Source organism: Rhizobium etli 8C-3 (assembly GCF_001908375.1).
In the GTDB taxonomy this organism is placed as follows: Bacteria; Pseudomonadota; Alphaproteobacteria; order Rhizobiales; family Rhizobiaceae; genus Rhizobium; species Rhizobium etli_B.
Genome location: NZ_CP017242.1, coordinates 170941 through 197476, shown reverse-complemented (window position 1 = coordinate 197476; position 26536 = coordinate 170941). Strand labels below are relative to the sequence as shown.

Annotated in this window: 23 protein-coding genes and 4 pseudogenes; 17 read left to right on the top strand and 10 right to left on the bottom strand. The window is 58.7% G+C overall.

Annotation, left to right across the window (positions count from 1 at the left end):
- Nucleotides 1-79: 79 nt before the first annotated feature.
- A pseudogene (locus AM571_RS21415) lies at nucleotides 80-683 on the top strand (ATP-dependent DNA ligase); the annotation flags it as partial.
- Between the two features lie 77 nt (nucleotides 684-760).
- On the opposite strand, the gene AM571_RS21410 reads toward AM571_RS21415, so the two are convergent.
- The 3 genes from AM571_RS21410 to AM571_RS21400 form a co-directional block, all read right to left on the bottom strand.
- Nucleotides 761-2266 carry a tripartite tricarboxylate transporter permease gene (locus tag AM571_RS21410; RefSeq protein ID WP_074063524.1) on the bottom strand — a complete coding sequence of 502 codons (1506 nt, stop codon included), beginning with the start codon at nucleotides 2264-2266 and terminating at the stop codon, nucleotides 761-763.
- A gap of 3 nt (nucleotides 2267-2269) precedes the next feature.
- On the bottom strand, nucleotides 2270-2734 hold the full coding sequence (locus tag AM571_RS21405; protein WP_074063523.1) for a tripartite tricarboxylate transporter TctB family protein: 465 nt from the start codon (nucleotides 2732-2734) through the stop codon (nucleotides 2270-2272).
- A 70-nt stretch (nucleotides 2735-2804) separates the two neighbouring features.
- A complete protein-coding gene (locus AM571_RS21400) occupies nucleotides 2805-3779 on the bottom strand; it encodes a Bug family tripartite tricarboxylate transporter substrate binding protein (protein ID WP_074063522.1) in 975 nt (324 codons plus the stop codon).
- A 267-nt stretch (nucleotides 3780-4046) separates the two neighbouring features.
- Here AM571_RS21400 and AM571_RS21395 point away from each other — a divergent pair, with 267 nt between their 5' ends.
- From AM571_RS21395 to AM571_RS21380, 4 genes are all read left to right on the top strand, one after another.
- Nucleotides 4047-4502 (top strand): SRPBCC family protein, encoded by a 456-nt coding sequence (locus tag AM571_RS21395; RefSeq protein WP_074063521.1) that lies wholly within the window; start codon nucleotides 4047-4049, stop codon nucleotides 4500-4502.
- Nucleotide 4503: 1 nt separating this feature from the next.
- The gene (locus tag AM571_RS21390; RefSeq protein WP_420493386.1) at nucleotides 4504-5010 is read left to right on the top strand and encodes a (2Fe-2S)-binding protein; all 507 of its coding nucleotides are present in this window, start codon (nucleotides 4504-4506) and stop codon (nucleotides 5008-5010) included.
- 19 nt (nucleotides 5011-5029) lie between these two features.
- Entirely contained in the window at nucleotides 5030-5830 is an 801-nt protein-coding gene (locus AM571_RS21385; protein ID WP_074063520.1) for an FAD binding domain-containing protein, read from the top strand.
- Between the two features lie 67 nt (nucleotides 5831-5897).
- Nucleotides 5898-8240 carry a xanthine dehydrogenase family protein molybdopterin-binding subunit gene (locus AM571_RS21380; protein ID WP_074063519.1) on the top strand — a complete coding sequence of 781 codons (2343 nt, stop codon included), beginning with the start codon at nucleotides 5898-5900 and terminating at the stop codon, nucleotides 8238-8240.
- A gap of 47 nt (nucleotides 8241-8287) precedes the next feature.
- Here AM571_RS21380 and AM571_RS21375 read toward each other — a convergent pair whose 3' ends face one another.
- On the bottom strand, nucleotides 8288-9040 hold the full coding sequence (locus AM571_RS21375) for an SDR family NAD(P)-dependent oxidoreductase (protein ID WP_074063518.1): 753 nt from the start codon (nucleotides 9038-9040) through the stop codon (nucleotides 8288-8290).
- A gap of 38 nt (nucleotides 9041-9078) precedes the next feature.
- Nucleotides 9079-10074 carry an amidohydrolase family protein gene (locus tag AM571_RS21370; RefSeq protein ID WP_237358594.1) on the bottom strand — a complete coding sequence of 332 codons (996 nt, stop codon included), beginning with the start codon at nucleotides 10072-10074 and terminating at the stop codon, nucleotides 9079-9081.
- A gap of 245 nt (nucleotides 10075-10319) precedes the next feature.
- Here AM571_RS21370 and AM571_RS21365 point away from each other — a divergent pair, with 245 nt between their 5' ends.
- On the top strand, nucleotides 10320-11213 hold the full coding sequence (locus AM571_RS21365) for a VOC family protein (RefSeq protein ID WP_074063516.1): 894 nt from the start codon (nucleotides 10320-10322) through the stop codon (nucleotides 11211-11213).
- Nucleotides 11214-11303: 90 nt separating this feature from the next.
- Nucleotides 11304-12239 carry a 3-keto-5-aminohexanoate cleavage protein gene (locus AM571_RS21360; protein WP_074063515.1) on the top strand — a complete coding sequence of 312 codons (936 nt, stop codon included), beginning with the start codon at nucleotides 11304-11306 and terminating at the stop codon, nucleotides 12237-12239.
- Nucleotides 12240-12278: 39 nt separating this feature from the next.
- On the opposite strand, the gene AM571_RS21355 is transcribed toward AM571_RS21360, so the two are convergent.
- Nucleotides 12279-12977, bottom strand: coding sequence for a GntR family transcriptional regulator (locus AM571_RS21355; RefSeq protein ID WP_074063514.1), 699 nt, complete (start codon nucleotides 12975-12977; stop codon nucleotides 12279-12281).
- A gap of 108 nt (nucleotides 12978-13085) precedes the next feature.
- On the opposite strand from AM571_RS21355, the gene AM571_RS21350 reads away from it, so the two are divergent.
- The 3 genes from AM571_RS21350 (at nucleotide 13086) to AM571_RS21340 (ending at nucleotide 16670) form a co-directional block, all read left to right on the top strand.
- Complete coding sequence (locus tag AM571_RS21350; protein WP_074063513.1) at nucleotides 13086-13937, top strand: fumarylacetoacetate hydrolase family protein; 852 nt, start codon at nucleotides 13086-13088, stop codon at nucleotides 13935-13937.
- 15 nt (nucleotides 13938-13952) lie between these two features.
- Nucleotides 13953-15581 carry an FAD-dependent monooxygenase gene (locus AM571_RS21345; protein WP_074063512.1) on the top strand — a complete coding sequence of 543 codons (1629 nt, stop codon included), beginning with the start codon at nucleotides 13953-13955 and terminating at the stop codon, nucleotides 15579-15581.
- A gap of 66 nt (nucleotides 15582-15647) precedes the next feature.
- On the top strand, nucleotides 15648-16670 hold the full coding sequence (locus AM571_RS21340; RefSeq protein ID WP_074063511.1) for an amidohydrolase family protein: 1023 nt from the start codon (nucleotides 15648-15650) through the stop codon (nucleotides 16668-16670).
- Nucleotides 16671-16753: 83 nt separating this feature from the next.
- Here the strand turns inward: AM571_RS21340 and AM571_RS21335 are convergent, their stop codons facing one another.
- The gene (locus AM571_RS21335; protein WP_074063510.1) at nucleotides 16754-18034 is read right to left on the bottom strand and encodes an amidohydrolase family protein; all 1281 of its coding nucleotides are present in this window, start codon (nucleotides 18032-18034) and stop codon (nucleotides 16754-16756) included.
- A 723-nt stretch (nucleotides 18035-18757) separates the two neighbouring features.
- Here AM571_RS21335 and AM571_RS21330 point away from each other — a divergent pair.
- Nucleotides 18758-18942: pseudogene (locus AM571_RS21330) on the top strand (hypothetical protein); the annotation flags it as partial.
- A 73-nt stretch (nucleotides 18943-19015) separates the two neighbouring features.
- Here AM571_RS21330 and AM571_RS37020 read toward each other — a convergent pair.
- Nucleotides 19016-19192: a hypothetical protein gene (locus tag AM571_RS37020; RefSeq protein ID WP_196776361.1), complete on the bottom strand. Its 177-nt coding sequence runs from the start codon at nucleotides 19190-19192 to the stop codon at nucleotides 19016-19018.
- Here AM571_RS37020 and AM571_RS21325 point away from each other — a divergent pair.
- The 4 genes and pseudogenes from AM571_RS21325 (at nucleotide 19139) to AM571_RS21310 (ending at nucleotide 23267) form a co-directional block, all read left to right on the top strand.
- Nucleotides 19139-19272: pseudogene (locus tag AM571_RS21325) on the top strand (cold-shock protein). The gene AM571_RS37020 and the pseudogene AM571_RS21325 sit on opposite strands and share 54 nt — an antisense overlap.
- A gap of 602 nt (nucleotides 19273-19874) precedes the next feature.
- Nucleotides 19875-20342 carry a (2Fe-2S)-binding protein gene (locus AM571_RS21320; RefSeq protein WP_074063509.1) on the top strand — a complete coding sequence of 156 codons (468 nt, stop codon included), beginning with the start codon at nucleotides 19875-19877 and terminating at the stop codon, nucleotides 20340-20342.
- A complete protein-coding gene (locus tag AM571_RS21315; RefSeq protein WP_074063508.1) occupies nucleotides 20339-21031 on the top strand; it encodes an Isoquinoline 1-oxidoreductase subunit in 693 nt (230 codons plus the stop codon). The genes AM571_RS21320 and AM571_RS21315 overlap by 4 nt, the downstream gene beginning before the upstream one ends.
- A 34-nt stretch (nucleotides 21032-21065) precedes the next feature.
- Nucleotides 21066-23267 carry a xanthine dehydrogenase family protein molybdopterin-binding subunit gene (locus AM571_RS21310; RefSeq protein WP_074063691.1) on the top strand — a complete coding sequence of 734 codons (2202 nt, stop codon included), beginning with the start codon at nucleotides 21066-21068 and terminating at the stop codon, nucleotides 23265-23267.
- 3 nt (nucleotides 23268-23270) lie between these two features.
- Here the strand turns inward: AM571_RS21310 and AM571_RS21305 are convergent, their stop codons facing one another.
- Complete coding sequence (locus AM571_RS21305) at nucleotides 23271-24146, bottom strand: AraC family transcriptional regulator (protein WP_237358593.1); 876 nt, start codon at nucleotides 24144-24146, stop codon at nucleotides 23271-23273.
- A gap of 268 nt (nucleotides 24147-24414) precedes the next feature.
- On the opposite strand from AM571_RS21305, the pseudogene AM571_RS21300 reads away from it, so the two are divergent.
- Nucleotides 24415-24543, top strand: a pseudogene (locus AM571_RS21300) (DUF2274 domain-containing protein); the annotation flags it as partial.
- 130 nt (nucleotides 24544-24673) lie between these two features.
- Here the strand turns inward: AM571_RS21300 and AM571_RS21295 are convergent.
- On the bottom strand, nucleotides 24674-25504 hold the full coding sequence (locus tag AM571_RS21295; protein ID WP_074063507.1) for a helix-turn-helix transcriptional regulator: 831 nt from the start codon (nucleotides 25502-25504) through the stop codon (nucleotides 24674-24676).
- A 78-nt stretch (nucleotides 25505-25582) separates the two neighbouring features.
- Here AM571_RS21295 and AM571_RS21290 point away from each other — a divergent pair, with 78 nt between their 5' ends.
- Nucleotides 25583-26497, top strand: coding sequence for an SDR family oxidoreductase (locus AM571_RS21290; RefSeq protein WP_074063506.1), 915 nt, complete (start codon nucleotides 25583-25585; stop codon nucleotides 26495-26497).
- Nucleotides 26498-26536: the final 39 nt, after the last annotated feature.

Below are 26536 nucleotides of genomic sequence, written 5' to 3'. Positions count from 1 at the left end.
GCGGCAGCGAGTAGCTTGGGTCGATGCTATCATCTCAAATGCCGTTTTCTTTTTACGCATTCCCTGATGTAATCATCGGATGGTTAAATCTCGGCCACCAAAACCGCTGCTCGCCACCGATATGCCGGTTTCGTTCAAGAGCCCGAAAGCCGCGAGATCCGGCTCAACCGAACCTTCCCCTCGATCCCATGCCCGCGCGCATCGAGCCATGTCTGGCACTTACAAAAGCGAAGCCGCCGAAGGGACCAGACTGGGTCTTCGAAATCAAATGGGACGGGTATCGTCTCGCGGTTCACATCGAACCCAGGCGCGTCCGGATCATCACGAGAGGTGGGCATGATTGGACGCATCGCTTTCCGGCGATAGCAGAAGCCGCAAAGCAGCTCGGCGTGGCAACTGCGATCCTCGACGGCGAGGCAGTCGTTCTCGACGAGCACGGGCGGCCGAATTTCGGATTGCTGCAGCAATCGCTTGGCGGGCGTGGCGGCAAACGCACGTCCGGCGAAGCACTCTTCATGGCTTTCGACCTGCTCTACTTCGATGGTCATGACCTGACCGAGATGGAATTGTCCGGAAGGCGTCATCTGCTCGAAGATCTGGTCGCCGGCAAGGAGGGCGACATTCGACTTTCCGAAGAGGTCGAGGCAGACGGCGATCAACTGCTTGCTGCTGCATGCGAGCACGACAGTTGGGACGTGGCGCATGATCTCGGCTCGCATCGATCCCGGGCTCCGGTGTCGTATAAAGGTTTTCTCGCCGGTCAGTCTTCTTCTTGGAAGATCTCTTCACGTTTCCTGCGTATGTTCGGAAGGAGCGTAAGCGCCAGAACCATCAGCGCGAGCATCATAAGAACAGCGCTGATCGGCCTAACGAAGAAGATCGTGGGATCCCCCCTATACATTGTCATGGCACGGCGAAGGTTTTCCTCCAGCATCGGCCCAAGAATGAACCCGAGCATCAGCGGCGCCGGTTCACATCCGATCTTGCCGAGCAGATATCCTGCGAGACCGAACAGCGATACGACGATAAGATCGTAGGAGTTTGAATGCACGCTGAATACGCCGATCGCACAAAAGACCATGACGGCAGGGAACAGTACGTTGTAGGGAATGGACAGTAACTTGACCCACATGCCAACCAGCGGCAGGTTGAGGACGACCAGCATAAGATTGCCGATCCACATCGAGGCGATAATGCCCCAGAAAAGTGTCGGTTGCTCGACGACCACATTCGGTCCAGGAACGATTCCTTGAATGAACATCGCCCCGATCAACATAGCAAGAACCGGATTTGCGGGAATGCCTAGCGTTAGCAAGGGAATGAAGGAGGTCTGTGCTCCAGCGTTGTTTGCCGATTCTGGACCGGCGACACCCGCGATGGCTCCCCTGCCGAAATCCCCCGGCTTGTTAGAGACGCGCTTTTCGATGGTATAGGATGCGAAAGCTGCAAGGATTGGTCCGCCTCCGGGAAGTATCCCGAGTACGGAACCGATGCCTGTGCCCCGAACTATTGGACCGACTATGGCGCGGAAGTCCTCCCGCGTCGGCATTAGGCTAGAAATGTGACGGGTCACCAAATCTCGGGACGTCGGATTCTCCAGATTTCGCAGGATCTCCGCTATGCCAAAGACACCGACTGCGACAGCCACCACCTCAAGTCCGTCAGCAAACCCATCTATGCCCAAGGTGAACCGGTATTCGCCGGTATAGAGATCGGTTCCGACCATGCTGAGCAAGAGACCGAGCAACAGCATGCCGAGCGCCTTCACGATAGACCCATGAGCCAAGGCGGTAGAAAAGACGAGGCCCAGGACCATCAGCGAAAAATACTCAGCGGGCCCGAACTCCAGTGCGATCGCTGTGAGGGGTTTGGCAAAGATGGCGACCAGAAGGGTTGCGAACGTCCCGGCCACGAACGAGCCGATTGCGGCAATAGCAAGCGCGACGCCGGCTCGTCCGTTGCGCGCCATCTGATAGCCGTCAATCGCCGTCACTGCTGCCGAGGACTCTCCGGGCATGTTGATGAGTATCGCGGTGGTCGATCCTCCATACTGTGCCCCGTAGTAGATGCCGGCCAGCATGATTAGCGACGATATGGGCTCGAGCTGGTAGGTGATCGGCAGCAGTATGGCAATCGTGGCCGTTGCTCCTATACCAGGTAGCACGCCGATCAGCGTGCCGATCATGACACCCGCCAGACAAAAGAGCAGATTGTAGAGCGTCGTTGCGGCCGCAAAGCCGGTCGCCAGATTGCTGAAGAGTTCCATCGATCAAAGCCTCGGCAGCCAGGAGCCAAAAAGTGCGTACGGCAGGCCCAAGACATAGCTAAACACCAGCGTCGAGAAGACCGTCAGCGCCACTGAGAGAAGAACTGCGGCGGGAAGTCGCATCGTGGTGGAGGCGAACGTGGCAAGGAACGCAGTAATGAAGAGCGCGGGAACGAAGCCCAACCCTCTTACGGTCAGTCCAAAAACAAGCGGCGCCGGCAAAATGAACAGCACCCCGCGCCACGCCAATGCCGAGGGGCGAGCGCTGGCGGAACCGAACGCGCTTCCCAACACCGCGATCCCGATCAAAATCAGGGCAATTGAGAGGAAAAGCGGGAAGTAGCCGGGACCCATGCCTACGGAGGTGCCTATGCCAAGTCCCACGGAACCGAACGTGAAAAGCAGTCCGACGATGACAAAAAATCCGCCGCACACAAAGTTGGAAAAGTCTGGACTCCGCGCCTTCAAAAGTTCTCTCCTTACCGATTTTAAGGATGATCAAGTCGTGCGTTTAGCCGCGCGACCAAGCAGCGCTTCGTCAGAGTGAAAGACCCATCTCTTCGATCACGGCTTTCCACACAGGGGCTTCCGAGCGAATGACATCGCCCATTTCGGCAGAGCCTATGAATTTCGGCTCCAGTTTCGTGGAGATCAGCTTCTGCTTCTCATCTTCGGTCATGGCGTCCAAGGCAAGCCATCCGTTCAGACGGTCGATGATGTCCCTGGGTGTTCCGCGCGGCGCGACCAAGCCCCACCACGGGCTACGCAGATTGAAGCCGGCCACACCGGCTTCCGCTACGGTTGGCACATCCGGTAGGCTCGCGATACGCTCCGGCCCGGCGACGGCGATTGGCCGCAGCGGACCATCGGGCCCGATCGAGCCAGCCACAAGCGGCACTCCCGCCGCGAGAAGGTCCAGCCGTCCGGCGATGAGATCGGTGACGCTTCCTGCACCACTCTTGTAGGGGATATGCACGAGCGAAATCCCCGCGGCTTTTGCGAATTGATGGCCCACGAGATGTGGCATCGTTCCCGCTCCAGACGAACCGTAGCTCATCGAACCCGGTTTCGCCTTAGCCATCGACACGAAATCAGCAAGGTTCTTCGCCGGATGATTCTTTGGTACAAGAAGCAGAAGCGGGAGCTCGGCCAGGATGCCCACGGGCTCGAAATCTTCGGCCTTGTAGCGAACATTCTTGTAGAGATGCGGGTTTACCAGGAGCAGCGCTTCCGTCGTCAGGGCAAGCGTGTATCCATCAGGAGCGGCATTGGCGACATCCTGATTGCCCTTCGAACCTCCGACGCCGACCACGTAATCGACGATGAAACTCTGCTTTGATCGCGCAGACAGACGCTCCGCGGCCGCCCGCGTAATTATGTCGGCCAAACCTCCGGGCGCCACAGGGACGATGATCGTCACCGGTCGGGAAGGGTATGCTTCCTGCGCAAAGCCAAGCCTTGGCGCGAGAACTCCAACGGCCGCGGAAACCAATATATGCCTACGGGTAATCATGATCTCTCCTCCCCACTGCTGCCTTCAGCGTCGCGGTTAGCCATAAAGATGACGTATCGGCCCACCACCCACGGCAAGGGCCGTTCTCCTCTGAGATGTACGGTATTCTAAGAAAACTTGTTTAGCAACAAAAATGTAGATTTTTCCGGCGTTTTGGCTGAAGCCACGAATTATGCATTTTTCTATTTTTAAAACATTTTATGTTGACTTATTATGAATGCCATAGAAATTATCGCACGTAACCCCGACAAACTATTGGAGCCGTCTATGGAGATGAATGGGTCGCAGCATATTCAGGCTGCGCAAGCCATAGTATGGAAAGCGTTGTTGGATCCCGCCGTCCTGAAGGACTGCGTGCCGGGATGCCAAGAACTGACTGGCACTACCGAAACAGGCTTCGAGGCGACTGTCGTCCAGCGCGTTGGCCCGGTCAAGGCGACCTTCAAGGGCACGGTGACGTTGGATCAACTCAATGAGCCGGTCGGCCTTGTGCTTCAAGGCGAAGGAAAGGGCGGCGCGGCGGGCTTCGCCAAGGGCAATGCCAGGGTGACGCTGACACCATCGGAAGAAGGTACCGTTTTGGTTTATCAGGTCGAGGCGCACATCGGTGGCAAGTTGGCCCAACTCGGAAGCCGCCTAATCGACGGGTTTGCGAAAAAGATGGCAGACGACTTTTTCCAGCGGTTCAAGACCGCTGTGGAAAACCGGCCTGTAGAAGCCTGACGTGGGAGGTATTGAAGTGCTGGAAATAAGTCTCGTGGTGAATGGTCAGATCGCGGCGGGCTATGCGGAAGGTCGAACGTTGCTTGTTCACTTTCTGAGAGAGACGCTTGGTCTTACCGGCACGCATGTGGGCTGTGATACCAGCCAATGTGGCTGTTGCGTCGTACATGTCGATGGGTGTGCAGTAAAAAGCTGCACCATGCTGGCGTTGGAAGCGGACGGGTCTGACGTCGTCACGATAGAAGGTGTCGCCCAGCCTGACGGAACGCTGTCGCCGGTCCAACGGGCGTTCGTGGATCACTATGCCTTGCAATGCGGTTTCTGTACGCCTGGAATGGTGATGAGCGCGACGGCACTACTCAAGGACAACCCCAAGCCCACTGTCGAAGAAATCCGGGTTTATCTGGAGGGCAACCTGTGTCGATGCACAGGGTATCGCAACATCGTAAGGGCTGTTCTGACAGCATCCGGGCAGGCACTCGGTGAGTTTGAATCCGAACATACATAGACAACTGGCGAGATTTGCTGTGCAGGATTTTGAATTCATCAAGGCCAAGACTATCGCTGAGGCCGTTTCAATAGCGGCCGCAGACGAGGATGCAAAATTTCTCGGCGGTGGGCAGACCTTCCTGCCGACGTTGAAACAGCGTTTGGCGGCACCATCCGTGCTGATAAGCCTGAACGCCGTTCAAGGCATGAAGGGTGTCACCATTGAAGGTGAGACGTTGACCATCGGAGGTGGCACGTCGCACGCTGTCGTCGCGAGGGAGGTCAACGAAGTATTTCCAGCGCTAGCGAAGCTGGCAGGCGGAATCGGCGATCCCGCCGTGCGTAACCGCGGCACGATTGGTGGCTCGCTCGCGAACAATGATCCTTCAGCGTGTTACCCGTCGGCGGTTCTGGCGTGCAATGCCACGATCATAACCGATCGCCGTGAGATCGCCGCGACAGATTACTTCCAGGGGATCTTTGCTACGGCTTTGGAGCATGACGAGATTATAGTGGCCGTGCGTTTTCAGGTGCCGAGATCGGCCAACTATCAGAAGTTCATCCAGCCCGCCTCCCGTTTTGCATTGGTTGGGGTTTTTGTGGCCCAATACTCTGATCGGGTTGGCGCCGCAGTCACCGGAGCATCGGGTGATGGCGTTTTTCGATGGCACGAAGCGGAATCACGCCTAGTGGACACGTTTGACCCGTCGGCGGTCGAGGAACTTTCTGTCTCACCCGATGAGATGATCGAGGACCTTTTCGGCACCAAGGACTATCGCGCTCACCTCATCTCGGTGCTGACGGCCCGGGCCGTCAGAGCAATAGTGTCAGTCTTGTAAAATGTCGTTATGCGACCCGAAAGGGCGAGGTTCTAGAAATGCATGGTAGGACGTGGAGACTATGAACATGGCTGGCAGATCCGGACATGCACAGGCGCCTCTCGATCTGGAGGGTGAGACCCTCGTGTCAGGCCGGGGCCAGTTCACGGACGACATCATCACCCAGGACGCTCTGGTGGGTGTGTTCGTAAGATCTTCCATCGCCCACGGCATCATTCGCGGCATCCATACAGAAGCTGCAAAGGCTGCGCCCGGCGTGGTCGGAGTATTCACCGGGGAGGATCTAGCCGCCGCCGGGTGCAACCCCATCACGTTCATGGTGCCTCTCTTCGAAATAGACGGCCAGACGGAAGTCCCTTACGTCAGAACGCCACGCCCGGCCATCGCCCGCGACAGGATCCGCCACATCGGTGAGTGCGTCGCGCTGATCGTGGCGGAAACAGCTGGCGCGGCGCAGGACGCTGCGGACCTCGTCGATCTTGATATCGAGGATTTGGAACCGTTCATGGTCCCCAAGGTAGCGACCGAGGCGCCGGATACGCCGATCTGGGATACAGCGCCAGCGAACCAAAGCTACACATGGCTTGCCGGAAACCAAGAGGCAGTCGATTCAGCTCTCTCACATGCCGCCCACACGGTGTCCGTCAGCCTACGGAACCAGCGGCTGGCGGGCAGCCCGCTGGAACCCCGCGCGGCGGTCGCAAGCTACGATCGTGAAACCGAACGCTATACGCTCTACGCCGGCAGCCAGGGGACGACGTTCCTGCGCAAGGGGCTAGCTGACGCGCTTGGCGTACCCCCGGAAAGCGTGCGCGTCGTGAGCAAGCATGTCGGAGGCGGGTTTGGTCTCAAAGTCTACGTTTATCCTGAATATGTCGCGGTTGCGGTGGCGAGCCGGGTTCTTGGCCGGACGATACGCTGGACGTCCACTCGATCCGAGGCATTGATGGCCGATCAGGGAGCGCGTGACAGTGCGCTCAAGATCACCGGCGCTTTCGACGATAACGGCCGCGTGACCGGAATTTCCTGCGACATCGTCTCCAACATCGGCGCCTATGCCATCGGCATCGGAACGCGCGTCCAGTCCTCCGTCATAGCGGAAAACATCGCCGGTCCCTATCTAACTCCCGAAATCGCGATCCGCAGCATCGGGGTTCACACCAATTCGGTTCCGACATCGCCTTACCGCGGTGCAGGACGTCCAGAAACCACCTACATGCTGGAACGTCTAATGGACAAGGCTGCCCGGACGATCGGGATCGATCCAATCGAGGTTCGTCGCCGCAATCTCATTCCACGCGACCGGATCCCCTACACGGGACCCATGAACCAGGTCTATGACAGCGGCGACTTCTCCGCCGTCTTAGAAGAAGCCGTCCGTCGTTCAGATTGGGAAGATTTTGAAAGGCGACGTGAAGCCGCCCGCAAAAATGGCGTTGTCCGCGGTATCGGCTGCTCGCTTTTCGCTGAAACCGCTGGCGCCAATTTCATGGAACCGCTCGACTTTCGCGTGACGGAGGACGACTTCGTGGAACTGCGTATCACAGGTGTGTCGACGGGCCAGCGGCATCTCTCGACCATAACGCACATCGTCAGCGAGCGTCTCGGCATCAGCCATGAGCATATCCGCTTCATCGCCGGAGATTCTGACCAGGTTCCAATGGGGTCGCCGGCGGTCGGCTCACGGGTCGGGCAGATGACCGGCTCCGCGGCTTTTCAGGCGGCGGACAGCGCGATTGCCCGCGGGCGCATGATGGTCGGCTCGATCACCGATGGCCGGTATAACGACATCGACTATGCCGACGGTTACTACACGATCGGCAGCACTGGTGAACGCATAGCATTTCTCGACGTTCCCAAGCGGGTTGCGGCGCTGAAAAGGCAAGGCAAGCAAATCGAAGAGACGCTGGATGCCGTCGAAGTCTTCAGGTCGCCAGGCTTTTCGTTCCCCAACGGCTGCCATATTTGCGAAGTCGAGATCGATCCCCAGACAGGCAAGCTCGCGATTGTTCAATATACCGCGGTCGATGACTGCGGCAACGTCATCAACCACGCCGTCGTCGAGGGTCAACTCGTCGGCGGCATTGCCCAAGGGCTTGGGCAGGCTTTGATGGAGGAAGTCGTCTATGACGAAACCGGGCAGCTTTTGACCGGCTCGTTCATGGACTACGCAATGCCGCGTGCCGAGGATATGCCCCGCTCCTTGACGATCATCGATCTGCCGGATCCGACGCCATCCAATCCCCTGGGAGCAAAAGGTGTCGGCGAGTCGGGAACGACCGGGTCGTTGGCTGCCATCGTCAGCGCCGTTGAAGACGCCTTGCGGCCGCTCGGCGTGACCGATGTGCAGATGCCCTTGACACCCTGCCGTCTCTGGCAAGCGATCCGCGCTGCGAAATCTTCAATGTAACTTCATTAGAAGTGCGCGGATCCGCATCCGGGTCCGCGCTGTTCGTGTCAGTGGATCACCGACCCGCCATCGACCGCCAGCGTCTGGCCGCTGATGAAGTCGCTCTCGGCAGACAACAGGAAGACAATCGCGCCATTGAGGTCTTCGGGCTGTTGGTCGCGTGCTATACAACGGGAAGCGACGGAAGGTGTACTATGCGCGGCGACCTCCTCGCCCCATTCGAGTACACCCTCACTTAGCGTAAACCCGGGCGCAACACAGTTGGCGCGTACGCCGTGGCGACCCGTTTCACGCGCGATGACCCGGGTAAGAGCCACGACGGCACCTTTCGAAGCAACATAATGCGCTTTGCCCGGCGTTCCTTTAAAAAACGTGCCGGAGGAGATATTGACGATCTTGCCGTAGCCTTGCTTACGCATGGTCGGCATGACCGCTTTGCAGCATTCGAAAACGCCACCGACGTTGATCCGCATGACCCGGTCGAATTCCTCGGTGTCGATTTCGTCGAACGGTTTGTTCTTGCCAAGCGTGGCGAAAAGAGCGGCGTTGTTGACCAGACCGTCGATGCGACCAAAGCGATCGAGCACGCCGTCTACGAATGTCCTCACTGAATTGGCGTCCGCCACGTCAGAGATGCTACCCCAGGCTTGCTCTCCGATCTCCGATACGATGTCGCTCGTATCGAGGATATCACATATCGCAACATTTGCTCCTTCTGCCGCCACTGCCCTCGCATATGATGCGCCTATGCCCCGGGCTCCCCCAGTCACGATGACCGTCCTACCATTCAATCTGCTCATCTACTCGTCCTCCACTGGTGATGCTTGATTTGAGTGACTCAGACAGAAGAAAGCTTGAGGAGCTTCCTGGCATTGCCTTCGAGGATTTTCTGTCTGTCCTGCGCTGCAAGATCGAGTTCGTTCAGCGCGTCGAACGTCTCGCGGACAGGTGCGAAAGGCGCATCGGTCGCGAACACGATCCGGTCGGTGCCAAAGAAGGTCAGACCGGTTGGCAAGCCGGCAGCGCCGCCGAACATCGCGGTGTCGGCGTAGAACATGCGGAAGTAGTCCATGTGCGGCTTTTTCAGCGAAGTCAGCACCGTGCTGTAATCTTCGTCAGGCGTCCTGTTGCCCAGAAACTTCATGCCTGGACCCAGGCGCCCTTCGTAAAAGGGCACCATCCCGCCGAGATGGTGGGTGATGATCTTGAGATCGGGATGCCGGTCGAAGATGCCGGAAAAGGCAAGGCGCGCCATTGCCACGGAAGTCTCGTAAGGCCAACCGAAGCACCACCACATTTCGTAGCGGGATTTCGCTTCCGATCTGTAATCCGACATGGCGGCGGTACGCGTGGGGTGCAGCCAGATTGGGAGATCGTAATCCGCCATCAGCCGGAAGATCGGCAGGAACTCCGGAAGATCCAGCGGCTTTCCTGCGATGTTGCTATAGATCTGGATGCCCTTGGCACCAAGCTGCTCAATAGCACGCCGAATTTCCGTCAATGCAGCGTCGATATCGAGCAGGGACACTGACGCGACGAAGGCGGGGAAACGATCGGCATGACGATCGACGATGAGGGCTAGATCGTCATTACCTATCCGGGCAAGATCTGCAGCTACGGTGGGTGATGCAACATCCTCCACGGCGGGGTTCGGCAGCGCGACGATCTGCTTGTAATCGTCCAGAACGTCCATCGCACGGAAACGGGCTTCGAGATCGAGTATGGCCGGCAGACCCTTCATCCTTCCGGCGATCGCACCGAGGCCCGCTCCTCGATCGCTGAGTTCTTGAAGGTACCTCTTCGGGAAGAAGTGGGTGAAAATATCGATTGTCACTGAGTGTCCTTTCCGAGCGCATTCTGCCGTTGGCGTGGACGCCATGTCAGGGGTATTGGAAACAGATTTCGGTTGAGTTTACAGCCCACGCGACCCGGACGCTGTTGAACATGCGAAACAATTCTCCTTCTCCTCCGCCCATGCGCACTCTAAAGCGCCAAACGCAGCACATCAACAGAAAAAACATTTTTTATTGAAATGAAGATTTTTTTAAGGTAGGTAGGCCTGACGCAGAGGAGGAGCAGATGAACGAAGTTTTCAACCCGCGGGTTTTTCAGCTTGGCTATGTTGCACTAGGTGTTCGTGATCTGCGGCGATCTGAAGCACACTACTGCGAAGTTATGGGGCTGACGGAGGCCGCACGGGATAAATCCTCAGTCTATCTTTCGGTTGGAGCAGAGCACCACAACCTGGTCCTGCGCGAGGCTGATGACAAAGCGTTTCTGCATCTCGGCTATCAATTGAAGCCCGAAACCGATATCGGCGGGTTCATCCGCGATCTCGAAGATTTCGGCTTGTCGGCGGAGAGAAAGACCGACAGCCAGCCTGGAATCCCGGAGCTTGTCGAAGTGGTGGCTCCAGGAGGCAACGTTTTCCAGTTTTATGCGGATATCGGGGTCGGGCCGGGCTTTCGCCGTATTGGCATTGCCCCAATGCGGCTTGGTCACGTCGCCGTTATTACGCCGGAAGCTGGAAAACTTCGCGCTTTTTACGAGGAGTTCCTGGGCTTCCACTATGCCGACGACATAGGTGGCGTTGCTACTTTCATGACATGCAATCGGGATCATCACGTCGTCAATCTCGTCGGCCTTCCGGAAGCGCGTGTTCATCACATAGCCTTTGAGCTTTCGGACAATGCGGATCATCCGAAAGCGTGCGACACGTTGGCCGCTGCAAACCTTTCCACGCTCTGGGGTCCAGCGCGCCACTATGCCGGCCACAATCTTGCGGGCTATCATTACGATCCCGATCGCGTGATGGTCGAGCTTTACACGCAGATGGACGTCTATCTGCCGGCGACCGGGACATTCGAACCGCGTCCGTGGCATCGTCAGAATCCGCTCCGGCCTCAAAGCTGGCGTCCTGAACAGATGACAAACTGGGAAACCAGTTTCGGTTTTGATCTGGTCAGGGCGTGACCTGATTCCTCGGCAATTGGCTAGGCAAGCGGTGATTGAAACTCGATCACCGGGCAAACTGCAAGTAATCTTATCCAAGGAGGCGCCCGCATGGTTCCGCGACACAGGAAAACGATCATCACCTGCGCTATCACGGGTGCTATCCATACACCCACAATGTCGGATGCCCTCCCCTATACCGCCGACGACATAGCGACACAGGCCATTGAGGCGGCAAAGGCCGGCGCCGCAATCCTGCATCTTCACGCTCGCCGGCCCCATGACGGCGGCGTTTCCATAGACACCGACCATTTCGCAGCCTTCCTCCCCCGCATCAAGCAAGCGACTGGGGCGGTCGTAAACATCTCCACGGGCGGCAGCCTGACGCATACCGTCGCCGAACGGCTCCGGCCGGCCCTGACCTTCTCACCTGAAATGTGCTCGCTCAACATGGGTTCGATAAACTTCTCCTTTCATCCCCTGACGGATCGTTATGAGACGTGGAAGTTTGACTGGGAGAAGGATTACGTCGCTGGCTCCGAGGGCAACATCTTCCGTAACACGTTCAGGGATATACGCGAGGCAGCAACCGCCCTGGAGCCGCACGCCATCAAGTTTGAGCATGAATGCTACGACGTCGGGCACCTCTACAACCTGAAATTTGGACTTGCTCAGGGATGGTTCAAGCCACCGATCTTCGTGCAGTTCGTGCTCGGCATTCTTGGTGGTATCGGCGCAGAGATCGACAACCTTATCTTCATGAAACGGACGGCCGACCGACTATTCGGTGACTCTTATGATTGGTCCGTGCTGGGGGCCGGCGCTGCCCAGATGCCGTTGGCCGCGGCGGCGGCACAGCTTGGCGGAAATGTGCGGGTCGGTCTTGAGGATTCGCTTCAAATCAGCCGCGGTCGATTGGCTTCATCCAATGCCGAGCAGGTTCGAAAGGTGCGGCGAATCCTTGAAGAGCTTGGACATGAGATCGCAACACCAGAGGAAGCGCGCGAAATGCTCGCACTCAAGGGGGCAGACCGCACCGCGTTCTAACGCCGCCCGCCCCCATTGTGGGGTACGGGCGATCCAGCTCTAACGCTTCTTGGGCGGGCTGTCAGTAGAAGGAATTGCTGACTTCAAAAGTATCTCTGTCGTCATACGCAGATGTTCAGCCATCAGGCGGCTGGCCGTCTCGCTGTCACGAGCGATCGCAGCGTTCGCGATTGCGTCATGCTCGGCTGAAATGTTGCGCCTTGTTCCCTCGTACGGTCCCGACAGCCGGCGATACCGTTCCGATTGTAGGTAAAGCTGCTCGCGCAGCCGCTGCCACCACGTGTTCGTGCAGGCGGAGGTCAGTTCGCGATGAAAGGCTTCGTGCAACCTGTGCCAGAGCTGGGTTTCCGGCGATCCCGGCGCATAGGGGCCCTGCTGAAGGGACCGAAGCTGATGCTGGAGGGAAAGCACTCTTCCCTCCCAGGCGATGTCTCCGTTTGCGATGGATTCGGCAAGGCAGCGGCACTCGATTTCGACCCGGACATCCGTGAGATCCTCGAGATCGCGGCGGGAAATTGGAGCAATCGCGAAGCCGCGTTGCGGTTCTGCTAGTACGAGCCCCTCGGCTGTAAGCCGCGAAAGAGCTTCTCGCACCGCGCCGGAGCTTGCGTCCAGCACTTTGCAAAGCTGCTCGATACGAAGCTTCTCTCCCGGCGGATACTTCGCATCTATAATTGCATCGCGGAGGTCCTCGTAGGTCCGTGCCGTATTGCTCTTGTGATTCGCATAGGTTTCCATTCTGCTAGATATGGCACCAAATCACAAAATAAGCAAATATATATATTTTTTGTTGCAATATGAAGTTTTTTACGAAATGGTCAGATTATTGAAAATCGGGAGGCCCAGATGCGTTTCGTGAGTTACTTGAAGGGAGGCCAGCAGGGATTGGCGGTAAAGACCGTTTCCGGCTGGTTTGGCCTGACTGCGGATGACCCCGCATGGCCGGGAGATCTCGACGAGATCGTACGAAACGGCCAGTACTCCGAAGCGGCGGAGACATTGTCGCACGGCATGCCGGTGAACTTGACTGATGTAACACACCTGCTTCCGTTTAGGCGCGCCGGCAAGGTCTTGTGCGTCGGGCTAAATTATGCCGACCATGTATCCGAAAGCAAAATGGAACCGCCGAGTTTTCCTACCGTCTTCGTCCGTTTCAATAGTAACTTGGTCCCACATGGTGCCGAGCTGATCCGTCCCAAGGTATCCGAAATGTTCGACTATGAGGGCGAATTGGTTGCCGTGATTGGCAAGGCAGGACGCGCCATACCGCTCCACACCGCCTTGGATCACATTGCCGGTTATACGATCTTCAACGACGGATCGATCCGCGATTTTCAATTGAGAACGAACCAGTGGACCATCGGCAAGAATTTCGACAACACTGGTGCAATGGGACCAGAATTCGTCACAGCGGACGAACTGCCTGCTGGTGCCACCGGCTTGCGACTGCAGACAAGGCTGAACGGAGAAGTTCTGCAGGATGCCAATACGGATCAGCTTATCTTTTCCATTGCCGACCTCGTGTCCAAGCTGAGTATCGGCATGACCCTTGAACCCGGAGACTTGATCGTCAGCGGGACCCCTTCTGGCGTCGGCTTCGCACGCGAACCGAAAATTCTCATGAAGCCCGGCGACATCTGCGAGGTTGAGATCGAAAAGATCGGCCTGCTTCGGAACGTCGTCTCCGCTGAAGCCTGAATATCGGAGCCTTCGATGGAGCACCTCCAAACGGAAGTCCTGATAGTCGGCGCCGGGCCATGCGGGCTAGCCCTGGCAACCGAGCTGGTTATGCGCGGGCGTAGGGTACATATAGTCGAAAAGAACGACAGGACCGGGGTTCAGCCTCGCGCGAAGACGACGAACGTCCGAACGATGAGCCACATGCGCCGATGGGGTTTGGCAAGGGAGGTCCGTGAACGCTCGCCGTTGTCCGCGGATTTCCCGCGCCGCACGCTCTTCCAGACATCGCTTTTTGCGAAACCGATCTTCAGTTTCGAGGACTCTTTCTGCGCAAGTCCGACACGCCGAAACGAGTTCCCCGAACATGCGGAATTCATCCCTCAGTATGTTATCGAGGGAATACTTGCCGAGCATGTGGCCGCTCACCCGTTCGCGACGCTTAAGTTCGGAAACGAGCTGATGGAATTCGCGCAGAACGATAACGGAGTCACGGCTACCGTACGGGACGCTTCTGGAGTGAGCCGCCAGATCGAGTCACGCTACATCGTCGGTGCGGACGGCGGACGAAGCTCGGTGCGGCGGCAACTGGGCATTCGAATGCAGGGCCGCAGCGATCTGGTGACATTTTCAACGCTTATACTTCGGTTGCCTGGCCTGATAAACGATCCGGCGCTGCCGCGGGCACTCTTTCACTGGATCGTCGATCCCGAGGCCACTTGCATTATCGGCCCGATGGATCACGGCGACTTGTGGTATTACGCCCGGGTTGCGGACAGGGAGACGCCGACCGCCGAACTGGTCGCGACAGTCGAACGAGCAATCGGTCGCCCCATTCCGCTCGAAGTCGCGATGCGGGACGACTGGGTGGTTCACAGCCTGATCGCGGAACGCTATCGTGAGCGGCATGCATTCCTCGCCGGCGATGCCTGTCATCTCCACTCGCCCTTCGGCGGCCACGGAATGAATCTAGGCATCGGCGATGCCGTCGATCTCGGTTGGAAGCTTGCCGCTGCTTTGGAAGGCTGGGGGGGCGAGGGTCTTCTCGAAAGCTATGAGGTCGAGAGGCGGCAGATGCACCTGCAGGTGGTCGAGAGCGCTACCAAAAACGTCTCCCATCTGTCGCATCGGTTCGCGGATACGCTTTTGCGACAGACCGGTCCGGAAGCCGATGCGGCTCGGGCGCGGGCGGCGGAAGAAATTGAACGGCTCAAGGCACCTGAATTCCGATCTCTCGGCCTCGTACTCGGCAATCGCTATGAGAACTCGCCGGCTTTGGCGCAAAACGAAGCAGCGTTGAAGCCGCTGGACGTTACGGTTTACACGCCAACCGCAGCCCCTGGACATCTGGCCCCACACGGTTGGCTCGACGACGAGACATCGCTGTACGATCTCTTTGGCAGTGGATTTACACTACTGGTTCTTTCGGGACATAGTTCGGGCATCGAAGAGTTCCTGACCGAGGCAAAGGCAGCTGCCCTCCCTCTGGACCATGTGAAACTCGACCGGCCGGAACTTCGGAACCTGTATGGGGCTGATCTCGTCCTTGTGCGGCCCGACCAGCATGTCGCGTGGCGCGGCAACAGTATTCCGCCGTCCGGGCTTCTAATCAGCATCATGCGCGGCGGTGCCGTAAACCAAAAGCCGTTGCAGCACAGCGCGTAAGACCACGTTTTCGATTGTTCAAGAACCTGTCGGCGTGATTAAGAAGCGCCGCAAAGGGAGGATGGTATGGCCAAAAAGTATCCTGTCGTAATCGACATGCATTCCCATATTCGGGTTCCGGAAGTGGTGGAGTTCATGAAGGACTATCCCATCACCGCAACCGGCCCCGGAACCGACGACTGGTATGTGGAGAATTCACGAAGCAATTCCAGTGCCAACATGATCCAGCTGGAGGAGAAACGGAAAGTCGTATCGACGCAGCCCGCGGTCCGCATCGATCAGATGGATGACCGTGGGGTGGACATCCAGATCATCAGCGTCAACTTTCCCAACACCTGCCTTTGGATGGAACCTGAAATCGGCCTGACCGCCGCAAGATTGGCCAACTCAGGTATCGCCGAGTTTTGTGCCCATAAACCTGACCGCCTTTTCGGCATGGCGGCCGTACCCCTTCAGGACCCCGATCTCGCGGCGGCCGAACTGGAACGCTGCGTCAAGGAACTGGGCTTCCGCGGCGCATGGATCAACTCTCATGTGCGGGCCAGGGACATCGGCGAAGCTCAGTTCCGGCCGTTCTGGAAGAAGGCCGAGGAGCTCGACGTTCCCGTCTTCGTCCATCCACTTAACGCTGTCGATTTCGACCGCATGAAGAAGTACTTCCTGTTCAACGCCATTGGAAACACGCATGAGGAGACCCTGGCGATGGCATCTCTGATCTACGAGGGGATTATGGATGACTTTCCAAAGCTCAAGGCCGGTATCTGCCATGGCGGCGGCTATCTTCCATACTATCCTGGCCGCGTCGATTACTGCTGGGAAACGAACCGCGGCGGCGCGCGCGATGCTGCGAAGGAAAAGCCGAGCAGCTATTTCAAGCGCTTTTATTACGACAGCAACACGTTCGACCTGGAGGCGCTGGGCGTTTTGATCAGGAACGCGGGCGTGTCTCAGGTCATGTATGGATCTGATTGGCCGGCTATACCGGAAAACTACTTCCAGCACATCGAAGCGCTGCCAGAGCTGTCCGACGAAGACCGGCAGCGTATCGTCTGGAAGAACGCCGCGGAGCTTTTCAAAATTCCAGTCTAAAGGGACATGATAAAGGCGCGGCGATCTGATCGCCGCGCCTTCGGTAAATACTCCGTTCGTTCAGCGCCCGAGCGCGTCGGCCTTCACGACGAGCTCCCATCCAACCTGTGAAAGTTCGAGACGGTCTCGCGCATGACCATCTGGATATAGGTTTCAGCCTCGTTCGCCGTGATGATGCGATCTGAAAGCATCCCGCTCAAGGCTAGACCGAGCGCCTGACGTCCGGTGCGGTCGATGATCCAGGCCTTCTCTTCCCATCCGTGCAGCGGATTGGCTTTCGGTGGTGTCCCGGACAACATACCGAACACACGGTCCGAGTATGCGTCGGTCCCATACATCAGTTTTTCCGGAAACCATTCCAACGCTTGGCGGATCTGATGCGCCAGGGAACGGGGATACTGGTAGATGTCGGCGCAGGAGAAGTCGTTGTAGACGTTCGTGAAGCCCATCAGCGCGACCGTTTCCCTCACGAATGGCCAGCCTCCATGAAGCATCATGAAACGCGTACCCTCGGCTTCGCGAAAAACCGACTCCATCAGCAGCGGATTGCTGCCGGATATACCGAACTGCCGGCGAACACCATAACCCGTATGCATCTGGACGCCGAGATCGAGCCTTCCCGCCTCGACGACCAGCGCACGGAAGACATAGTCCTGAACCACCTTGTGCTCCTGGGGTGGGAGGCTTCCGTCGCGGACGCCCCTGAGATATAGGGCAGAAACGTCGGACTTTTCATGCTTGCCGAAGGCAAGATCGCGATAATAGGGCGTGTTAAATTTTATACCCACGCCACCTGTATCCTTTATCTGCTTCAGTCCTTTATAGACCACGTCATCCATGTAGCCGTCGAGTGCAGGCGGAGCAGTTTCTAAACCCAGCGCCTTTCGTTTGCGTTCCATGGTCTCCGAGAGCAGCTTGGAGGGTCCACCGGGCATGGGTTCGCAGGCAAGCGGCCACAGCATCCACTCCACATGAGCGCACCATGGAAAGCGTGCGGTCGGCAAGGAGTTATGCATGTCGCTGTTGATGTTGACCATGCGATCGATGTTGATGCGGTCGAGGACCCAGGAATTATAGCTGGCACCCTTCTGTGCCATGTGGGCGGCCTTCCGCTCCATCAGGTCGGCGAGATGGGCTATGTCGAAATCGCGATATTCGTAGTCCCAAAGGGCAGCCCAGGCATCCAGATATTCCGGGTTATCTTGCCGCATGCGCTTCGGCAGCTCGTAATCGTATCGGTTGATGGGATGCTCCGGATCGCCGGGCGATTCCATTCCGAGCGGCAAAGGATGAGCATGATCGTCGATAGCTCCGATCGCCTCTATCGCCCGCCTCAGGCCAGTGTCCATACCTTCAAGATGCATAACTTTTCCTCCCGATGCACTCAGCGCGGCTCACCCAAATGTGGGCGAGCCTCAATCAAGTGCGACAATACGGGCACGAGCCGGATGCAACAAGATAAAATACATTTTATTAGATTATATTTTTTTATTTCTGACGGCCACTTTCTGAAGGGCGTTGCGGGACGTTTCAATAGGTGAACAAGCGTCACGAGTATTTTGGGCATCAGTGCCCCCACCGCCGGATGTCTCGGACGGGAGGAAGCCTCCATCGACATTGACCATGGTGGCGTCGGGCGACAAAGCGTAGCGATGCTGCGCCCTCAAATTGAGATCATCGGGAATCACTGTCGCGTGGCTCGGTAACGGGAAAATTTTTCAGCAGAGAACCCTCAAGCGGGCGCAAGCACCGCGGTATGGGGCGCCATCTCCCGGCGGACACGACTCCACTCACTCGATTATCAAGAGCTTGGTCAAACTCATGCAGGCGAGCCGTGCAGGAATGCACCATCACAGTGCAGTGCGCCGCACGGATTACCGTCATCGCCCCGTTCGATCTCGAGCAAAGCATCGAATGCCGACGCCGGAAATAAAGGCCAATTGCAAGCATTGGGATCTGACAGGCAGCTCGAGATCGGGCTGAGCCAGCGGCCGGAAACCTGGTTTCATGAAACCCGTTGCCAAGCTGCTCGACGACCGCCAGGCCAGATCTCGGAGCGGATGGTTGAAGCTCTCGGACTGGATCATCGCCCGACCTCCATCATCGAGCGGCCGGCAACCGTGGAGGAAGTCGCGAACATGTGGTCTATGTCGCCTTCCCCCTCGCCTCCGCCACGACCGGTGCGGCGCTGAGAGTCGACGGCGGCGTCGTGGACTCGCTCGTCCAGCGTCCCAAAGGCGCCCGCCTTTTATCTAGCTCCTGCGACCCCTGATTTCTTCGGCTGCGGCGCCTGCCGAATACGTCGCCGGCCAACGTTCCATCCGCGTGGGACGCCACCGGAAACTCTATTCCTGCAGCACCTGAAATTGAGGGAGAAGCTTATCATGAACAATATCATCTGGCTGGTTGACGCGATCGTCATCGTCCTCGCGGTGCTGGGTTTCTTCGGCCTGCGCTAAGGATGCGATTTGACCGACTACTTCATCACGCCAGAGAACGGTGGGGCCGATGTATTCGTACACGTGTCTGACGTCCAGGGCGGAGGTCTACTAAGACGAGTGCAAAGCGTGAGTTACGAATAGGTCAGGATCGGAAAGCGTAGGAATCGTTGCCGCAGGTTCTTTTGCTTAAAGATGCTGGAGTGCAGTCTGTCGCCAAAACGGATCGGCGACCGAAGGGTCCACACTCCCCCGGCCCCCGGCTCGCCAACGCTCTTGCGGAGATCGAGCACTGGCATACCGCGAAATTACGGAGCAGCGACAACTAGTCAATGTTGACTAAGGTCCTGGCCCTAGATTTGTGGACCAATTGCACTTGTCGCTCACGAGGCGAGAAAAGGCAGATCAGCTTGCTCCATCGTTTTGTGATGAAACGATCATAGCCCAACGGAGTACATTATGCACGCAGACTTCTTCCTTGCAAGGCTTTCGGCGCCCTCAGACGTCGGCCTGATACCGGGCGGCTTCCAGATCCTTTAGATGCGTCGCCTTCACCCGCTCCAGTTGGTGGTGGATCAGAAATTTCTTCCAGCCCAGGTGCACCATCGCGGCAGGTCCCCAGATACGCCGTGCACTTTTCGTCCGCTGAGCGGCCAATCACGCATTTGTAGGAATGGGCAATTTATTTGAAGGATTGCGTGTATTCGTCTAAGCGGGACAGGAATAGTCTCTCAAGCGAAAATAGCTGAAATCCCGAGAGTTGTTCATGTCGTATGCGATCTCCGTCAATGGCCAAGTTCACCACGTCGAAGATGACGGGGAGACTCCCCTCCTCTGGGTGCTTCGCGATACGTTGAAGCTGACCGGCACGAAGTATGGCTGCGGTGCTGCGCAATGCGGCGCATGCACGGTGCATGTTGATGGCGAGCCGATGCGTTCCTGCACCCTCTCGCTGGAGGTGGCTTCATCCGCGCGGATCACCACGATCGAGGCGGTAGAAGGCGCAGAGGTGAGAGCAATCCATGACGCCTGGGTTGCGCACGACGTCCCACAATGTGGCTTCTGTCAATCCGGGCAGGTGATGAGTGCGATCGCGTTGCTTCGCGCCATCGAGAAACCAACCGACCGCGATATCGATCTGGCCATGAGCGGCAACCTCTGTCGATGCGCGACATACAACCGTATCCGTGCGGCAATCCATGACGCGGCATCGAAACTCGGTATACCGACATGAGTTGGCATGCACCCGCCTTCGGGAACTGGCGTCGCCGACTTAAGGTTGGCGTCTTGTCTTTACTTGGGCTGATCGCGGTGGTGGGTGCGGGCGGCCTTGTCTACGCGCTATACCCCCGTACCATGCCGCAGACACAGACGCTCGCGGCCAAGCTGCAGCCTGTCGAGATCGAGCGCCTGCGCCTTGCGGCGGACTTCGATGCGATCGCCGATCCACGGGCGCGATCGGTCGCGCTGTTCGAGGAAGTGGGTCGCGTGATACAGCACCCGCGCTGCATGAACTGTCATCCGCGAACCGATCGGCCAACGCAGACAGATGGCATGCGCGCCCACACGCCTTGGGTCACGCGCGGCGTTGATGGTGGTGGCGCGTCGACGCTGCGCTGCAGCACCTGCCACCAGGCTGAGAATTTCGAGGCGTCCGGTGTGCCGGGCAATATCAATTGGAAGCTCGCTCCAATCGAGATGGCCTGGCAGGGCAAGACGCTCGGCGATATCTGCAGGCAACTTCTGGATCCCGCACGCTCGCACATGACGCGAGAAGAACTGCTCCACCACATGACAGAGGACGAACTGGTCGGCTGGGCATGGCATCCGGGCGCAAACCGCAGGCCTGTGCCCGGCACTCAGGCGGAGTTCGGAGCGCTGATCAAAGCCTGGCTGGAAACCGGTGCCGCCTGCCCGCCATGAGCCGGCCGCGCCAACCCCGATTAAGAGGATGCCCATGACCGATTTGCCCGAAAAGAAATCGCGCTTCCGGATGACGCGCCGCCGGTTGATCCTGGGTGGATCGCTGATCGGCGGCGCACTGGTCGTCGGCTACATCGCAACCAACCCGATGCAGGTCGCCGGCGCGATCCTGCAAGGCGGCGGTGATGATCCGCAGCCCAGCGCTTTCGGACCCTTCATCCGTATTACCGATGACGGCTGGGTAACAGTCGTCAACAAGCAGCAGGAACTGGGCCAGGGCATCCATGCCGGTCTCGCCGCGATCGTCGCCGAGGAGCTCGACGCGGATTGGGACAGAGTGCGCGTCGTCGATTCGCGCAGCAATTTTCGCGCCTACGGTCCACAGATGACAGGAGCGTCAAACGGCATTGCATCCAATTGGGACCTGATGCGCAATGCCGGTGCTGCGGCGCGCGCCATGTTCGTCGAGGCGGCCGCCATTCGCTGGAACGTTCCAATCGGCGCGATCACGGTGCGCGACGGGGTCGTATCCCACCCCGGCTCGAACCGCGCCGTAACCTTCGTCGAACTGCTCGCCGACGCATCTCGCCTGCAACCACAGCAGTCGCCCGTGCTGAAACGGCCAGCGGACTATCGGCTGATCGGCACCGACAAGGTGCGGCGCAAGGATAGCCTTTCGAAGAGCACGGGCGCCCAGGTCTACACGCAGGACATCCAGCGCCCGGACATGCTGGTCGCGATGGTCGCGCATAGCCCCCGCTTCGGCGGCACGCTGGCGCGGTTCGATGCATCCGACGCGCGCAAGGTCAAGGGCGTCGTCGATGTCTTCGCGATCGAAACCGGCGTTGCCGTGGTCGCCGAAACGACCTTTGCCGCATGGAAGGGTCGCGATGCGCTTCGCATCGAATGGGACGACAGCGAAGCCGAAACGCGCTCCACGCACGAACTCGTCCGCTACTATCACGATATCGCGGCAGGACGCAGCGATGTGGAACCGGCCGAGTTCGATTCCAAGGGCGACGATCCTGAGGTCCCGTTCGATGGTGATGTCGCGGATTTCGCCTTCGACTTTCCCTATCTCGCGCATGCGCCCATGGAGACACTCGACTGTGTCGCCCAGGTGAACGGCTGGGACGTCTCGATCACATCGGGCGCGCATCTGGCGACGGTTGACCAGGTCTATGCCGCGTTTGCCGCCCGCACCATTCCCGGCAAGGTCGACATCGAAGTGGTACCGGCCGGTGGGTCATTCGGCCGCCGCGGCGTTCTGAGCTCCGACTATCTCGTCGAATGTGTGCGGATCGCCAAGCGGACCAATGGCCGCCCCGTCAAGCTGATGTGGAGCCGCGAGGACGAGATAGAATCCGGCTATTTCCGGCCGATGTCGCATCACCGTGTATGGGTTCAATTGGGTCCGGACGGGTTTCCGACGCGCTGGCGCATCCACAGCGTCTGCCAATCGCTTCTTCCCGTTGGGCCGAACTCTCTGGCGACCGAAGGGCTCACCCACTCGCCCTATTTCTCGACCGCCTCGACCGTCGATGGCAAGATCTTCACCCCGACTTTTCCGGTCGTGGTCGGCTTATGGCGCTCGGTCGGTCATTCCTATACCGCCCTGATGATGGAGCATATCGTCGATCAACTGGCCCGGCGGGCCGGCCTCGACCCGGCAGCGTACCGACGTGTGTTCTACGAGAAGGTGGGGGATAGGCGACGGCTGGCAGTACTTGACGAGCTTTGCCTGAAGGCCGGGTGGGACACGCCAATTGAAACCGGCTGGGCACGGGGCCTCGCCATTCATGAAGCCTTCGGCACAATCGTTGGCCAAGTCGCCGAGGTGCGATTGGTCGACGGCCGGCCTATCGTCCGCCGCGTGGTTGCTGTCGTCGATTGCGGTATCGTTATCGCAAACGACCAGATCGCAGCGCAAATGGAGGGGAGCATCGGCTTCGGTCTGTCTGCTGCTCTCTATGGCGCGATCACGCTAAAGGACGGTATCGTTCAGGAAACCAATTTTGACCGCTACCTGGTTTTGCGTATGAACGAGATGCCGGTCGTCGAAACCCACATTATCGCCTCCACGAGCAGGCCGACCGGAATGGGCGAGCCGGGAGTGGCGCCAATTGCACCGGCGGTCGCAAACGCGATCCTGGAATTGACCGGGCAGCCAACGTCACGCCTGCCGTTCCTCGACGGAAACGCGCGCAGCAATACGGACGTGTCCGTGCAATCTTAGCGGCTAGCTGGTGCAGGCCTTTGGTCCGACGCAAGGCGCCCGCCCGCTGCCGCCACAGCAATCGTGTGCTGAATGCGACGGCTCCCGTGATCGGTATCCGGGCCGCTCATTGGACAGCGAGCTTGCGGCAACGGAACTCGTCTCCGGCTCGACCTTCCGCCAGCGCCCATATTGACGGGGCGAGCAGCCCATGACGCGTTTGAAGGCCGTGCTGAACGCGCTTTCCGATTCATAGCCGAGCGAAGCGGCAATCGTCGCCACGGCATCGCTTGAATTTTCCAGCCTGTCGCAGGCAAGCAGCATCCGCCATCGCGCCACGTACTGCATCGGCGGCTCGCCGACACGGTCTCCGCCGCCGGTGTCCAGATGCACACGTAGTGCCTGCACCAGCATCATATGGGCCAAATGCTGCGCCACAAGGGCGTTGCCAGGCTGCTCTTCTCGCAGCTCCTTCATCATTTGCTCGACAGACCAGCGCAGGGCTGCCTGCTCTGGCTGTTCGTGGATGTGCGCGATCGGCGGAAGCATGCCTAGCAGCATATCGGCCTGATTGCCTCTCACACCGAAGCGGCTTCCGACAAGAAACAATCCGCCGCCAATATTGAGCGTGACGACACCACCCCTACGCGCGGCCGGGAATATCTCCCCGGCCCCAACCGCGGCGCCATCGATGCTGCTGCCAAGCCGGAAGGGGCGACCAGTCGGCAGCACGAAGCAATCCCCGGCCACCAGGCGCACCGGGTCGGCAACACCGTCGACGGTGAGCCAGCAGTCACCGGACACGACCGCATAACATTTGATGAGCTTGTGCTGGTCGCCGAGCTGGACAGCCCAGTCGCCGCCAGCGTCGAAGGTTGGTGTCGTTCGGTTGACGATCACGTAGCCGGAGCCGCTGAAGGAATATCTCGACCAGTATGCGGCCGAGCATGGCCGCCTCTACGAGCCGGTGGAAACGACCGCGCTGATCCCGCACATGCCGGAAGCGTTCATCCGTATAAGACCTCCTTCGGCGACGTTGATCGCCGGGACGGGCTCGAGCCCGCCCCGGCGATCAACGCCACCGCAAACCTCGTCATCGTGCGCTTGTTCGACAATCGTCATAGCAACCAGACATCACGGCCATGAGACAGCCCCATAGAGTCTGGGTCATGCCGAAGTGCTGGCCCGCGAGACCGGCCAGCACGCAGCCGATCCCGTGAAGCTGACCGTCCCGATGGTCCAGCGGTTCATTGCGACCGACCGCGGCTTTGCGAAGGCACGCCGCCAATCTTCTTGATGGTAGTCGGAGTCGTCTTGTTCAAACGCTTGTTTTGGCTCACCAACCAAAGGGACAGCGGCCATTTCCTTCAGCCGTCCACCTGGTGTATTTCAAATTCCGATGCACTCTAGCTGCAAGCAACTCGACCTCAGCCACAGAGCTTGCATATCTTTTCCAGATCGGCTTCGCCTGCCGGATTATATACCATCAACTTGAGGTCCGGTCGGCCATCGATCGCAAAAGACGAGAACTCGAAGGTTATCTCGCCGACAACCGCATGGCGGATCGTCTTCGCCCCTTCGCCGGTCGTCTGCACGTCGTTTTCCGTCCACATCCGCGCGAAATCGCTGCTCTTCTCAGATATCTCGGCGACGATTTCCTCGGCACGGCTGTCCTCACCAGCACGAGCGGTTTCCGCCCGAAAAGTCGCGACTAAAAACCGGGCCACGGACTCCCAGTCGCTCTGCGCAGCACGCGTCGCCGGGTCGAGAAACATCCGCAGCAATATGTTTCGCTCGCCCGGAGGTAGCACTTCGTAGTCTGTGAGAGCGAGCTGCGCTGCGCGGTTCCAGCCGATGATGTCCCAGGTTGAGGTCGCGACCGTTGCCGGAATCAAAGGCATGGCGTCGAGGAACCGCTGCAGTCGCCAAGATATGCCATCACGCGCGGCGGCGCGGGCTTTCGGTGGACGGCCAATGCTGACAACGAACAGATGTTCTCGCTCCGCTTCGGTCATCATGAGCGCGTCGGCGAGGCTATCCAGTACACGCGGTGACGGCGCACCACCGCGCCCTTGTTCGAGCCAAGTGTACCATGTCGTGCTGATATGAGCCCGTTGAGCAACTTCCTCGCGCCGCAGGCCCGGTGTGCGACGACGGCCTCCAAAACCAAGCGCTGCGGGATCGAGCCGCTGCCGGCGGTCCTTCAAGAACAATCCGAGGCGATTTCCGTTATCGATGATATCCAGCCTGTCAGTCATTATACCCGTATAAATCCACGTCTTTAACAGGATAAATTTTGCCTGATATTCTCCTCTTGGACAAGAAGGAGATTGGCCATGAAAGTTTTTGTTACCGGCGCGACGGGATTTGTTGGCACAGCCGTTGTGAGGGAACTCCTCGCGCAGGGGCATCAGGTTCTGGGACTTGCCCGTTCCGACCGCAGCGCCGATACACTCGGAAAGATGGGTGCGGAGGTCCTTCGCGGTGATCTCGAAATGCCTGAAACGCTCCGGCAGGGTGCCCGGACGTCAGATGGCGTCATTCATACAGGCTTCGTGCACGACTTTTCCCGTTTCGCCGAAGCGTGCGCGGTCGATCGAACGGCGATCGAGACGCTCGGGACAGCTATCGAAAGCACGAAAAAGCCATTTATCGTCACAGCGGGCGTCGCCTTCTTGGATGCGGCGGGTCCTCTCACCGTCGAGGCCGATCCGGCCTTCCCCCCGTCAGGCACTTACCCCCGAGCGTCTGAGGCGGCGGCCATGGCGCTTTCCAATCGCGGCATCCCGGTGAACATCATGCGCCTGCCTCCATCCGTGCATGGCAAAGGCGACCATGGCTTTGTCCCAATGCTGATCGACATCGCACGACGGACGGGCCGATCTGCCTATATCGGAGACGGGCACAACGTTTGGCCGGCGGTGCATGTGGGCGATGCCGCTCGCGCCTATCGGTTCGCTGTCGAACGCGGCGCGAGCGCTGAGACGTATCATGCCGTGGCCGAACAGGGCATTCCGTTCCGGGAGATCGCGGAAGCGATTGCGAAAGGTCTCGGTACTCCGTGCGTGTCGCTATCCGTGGTGGAAGCGCAGGATCATTTCGACTGGTTCTTCGGCTTCGCCTCCATTGGCCAGCGAGCCTCAAGCGATTGGACACGAGCCCGCCTCCACTGGAACCCCACGGGCCCCGGACTTTTGGCCGACATCATAAACGCAGGGTACTTCGCTGCCACCGCCGGGCAGAGCACATAGCGAACATCAGATGAGCCCGACCAAGCTTCGCCTACGGCA

Excerpts from the sequence above, each read along its gene's own strand:
- AM571_RS21290 (WP_074063506.1), top strand. The coding sequence starts at position 25,583 with ATGAAAGTTTTTGTTACCGGCGCGACGGGATTTGTTGGCACAGCCGTT.
- AM571_RS21335 (WP_074063510.1), bottom strand. The coding sequence starts at position 18,034 with ATGCATCTTGAAGGTATGGACACTGGCCTGAGGCGGGCGATAGAGGCG.
- AM571_RS21350 (WP_074063513.1), top strand. The coding sequence starts at position 13,086 with ATGCGTTTCGTGAGTTACTTGAAGGGAGGCCAGCAGGGATTGGCGGTA.
- AM571_RS21375 (WP_074063518.1), bottom strand. The coding sequence starts at position 9,040 with ATGAGCAGATTGAATGGTAGGACGGTCATCGTGACTGGGGGAGCCCGG.
- AM571_RS21345 (WP_074063512.1), top strand. The coding sequence starts at position 13,953 with ATGGAGCACCTCCAAACGGAAGTCCTGATAGTCGGCGCCGGGCCATGC.
- AM571_RS21310 (WP_074063691.1), top strand. The coding sequence starts at position 21,066 with ATGACCGATTTGCCCGAAAAGAAATCGCGCTTCCGGATGACGCGCCGC.
- AM571_RS21340 (WP_074063511.1), top strand. The coding sequence starts at position 15,648 with ATGGCCAAAAAGTATCCTGTCGTAATCGACATGCATTCCCATATTCGG.
- AM571_RS21395 (WP_074063521.1), top strand. The coding sequence starts at position 4,047 with ATGGAGATGAATGGGTCGCAGCATATTCAGGCTGCGCAAGCCATAGTA.
- AM571_RS21360 (WP_074063515.1), top strand. The coding sequence starts at position 11,304 with ATGGTTCCGCGACACAGGAAAACGATCATCACCTGCGCTATCACGGGT.
- AM571_RS21410 (WP_074063524.1), bottom strand. The coding sequence starts at position 2,266 with ATGGAACTCTTCAGCAATCTGGCGACCGGCTTTGCGGCCGCAACGACG.
- AM571_RS21355 (WP_074063514.1), bottom strand. The coding sequence starts at position 12,977 with ATGGAAACCTATGCGAATCACAAGAGCAATACGGCACGGACCTACGAG.
- AM571_RS21320 (WP_074063509.1), top strand. The coding sequence starts at position 19,875 with ATGTCGTATGCGATCTCCGTCAATGGCCAAGTTCACCACGTCGAAGAT.
- AM571_RS21380 (WP_074063519.1), top strand. The coding sequence starts at position 5,898 with ATGGCTGGCAGATCCGGACATGCACAGGCGCCTCTCGATCTGGAGGGT.
- AM571_RS21400 (WP_074063522.1), bottom strand. The coding sequence starts at position 3,779 with ATGATTACCCGTAGGCATATATTGGTTTCCGCGGCCGTTGGAGTTCTC.
- AM571_RS21295 (WP_074063507.1), bottom strand. The coding sequence starts at position 25,504 with ATGACTGACAGGCTGGATATCATCGATAACGGAAATCGCCTCGGATTG.
- AM571_RS21315 (WP_074063508.1), top strand. The coding sequence starts at position 20,339 with ATGAGTTGGCATGCACCCGCCTTCGGGAACTGGCGTCGCCGACTTAAG.
- AM571_RS21365 (WP_074063516.1), top strand. The coding sequence starts at position 10,320 with ATGAACGAAGTTTTCAACCCGCGGGTTTTTCAGCTTGGCTATGTTGCA.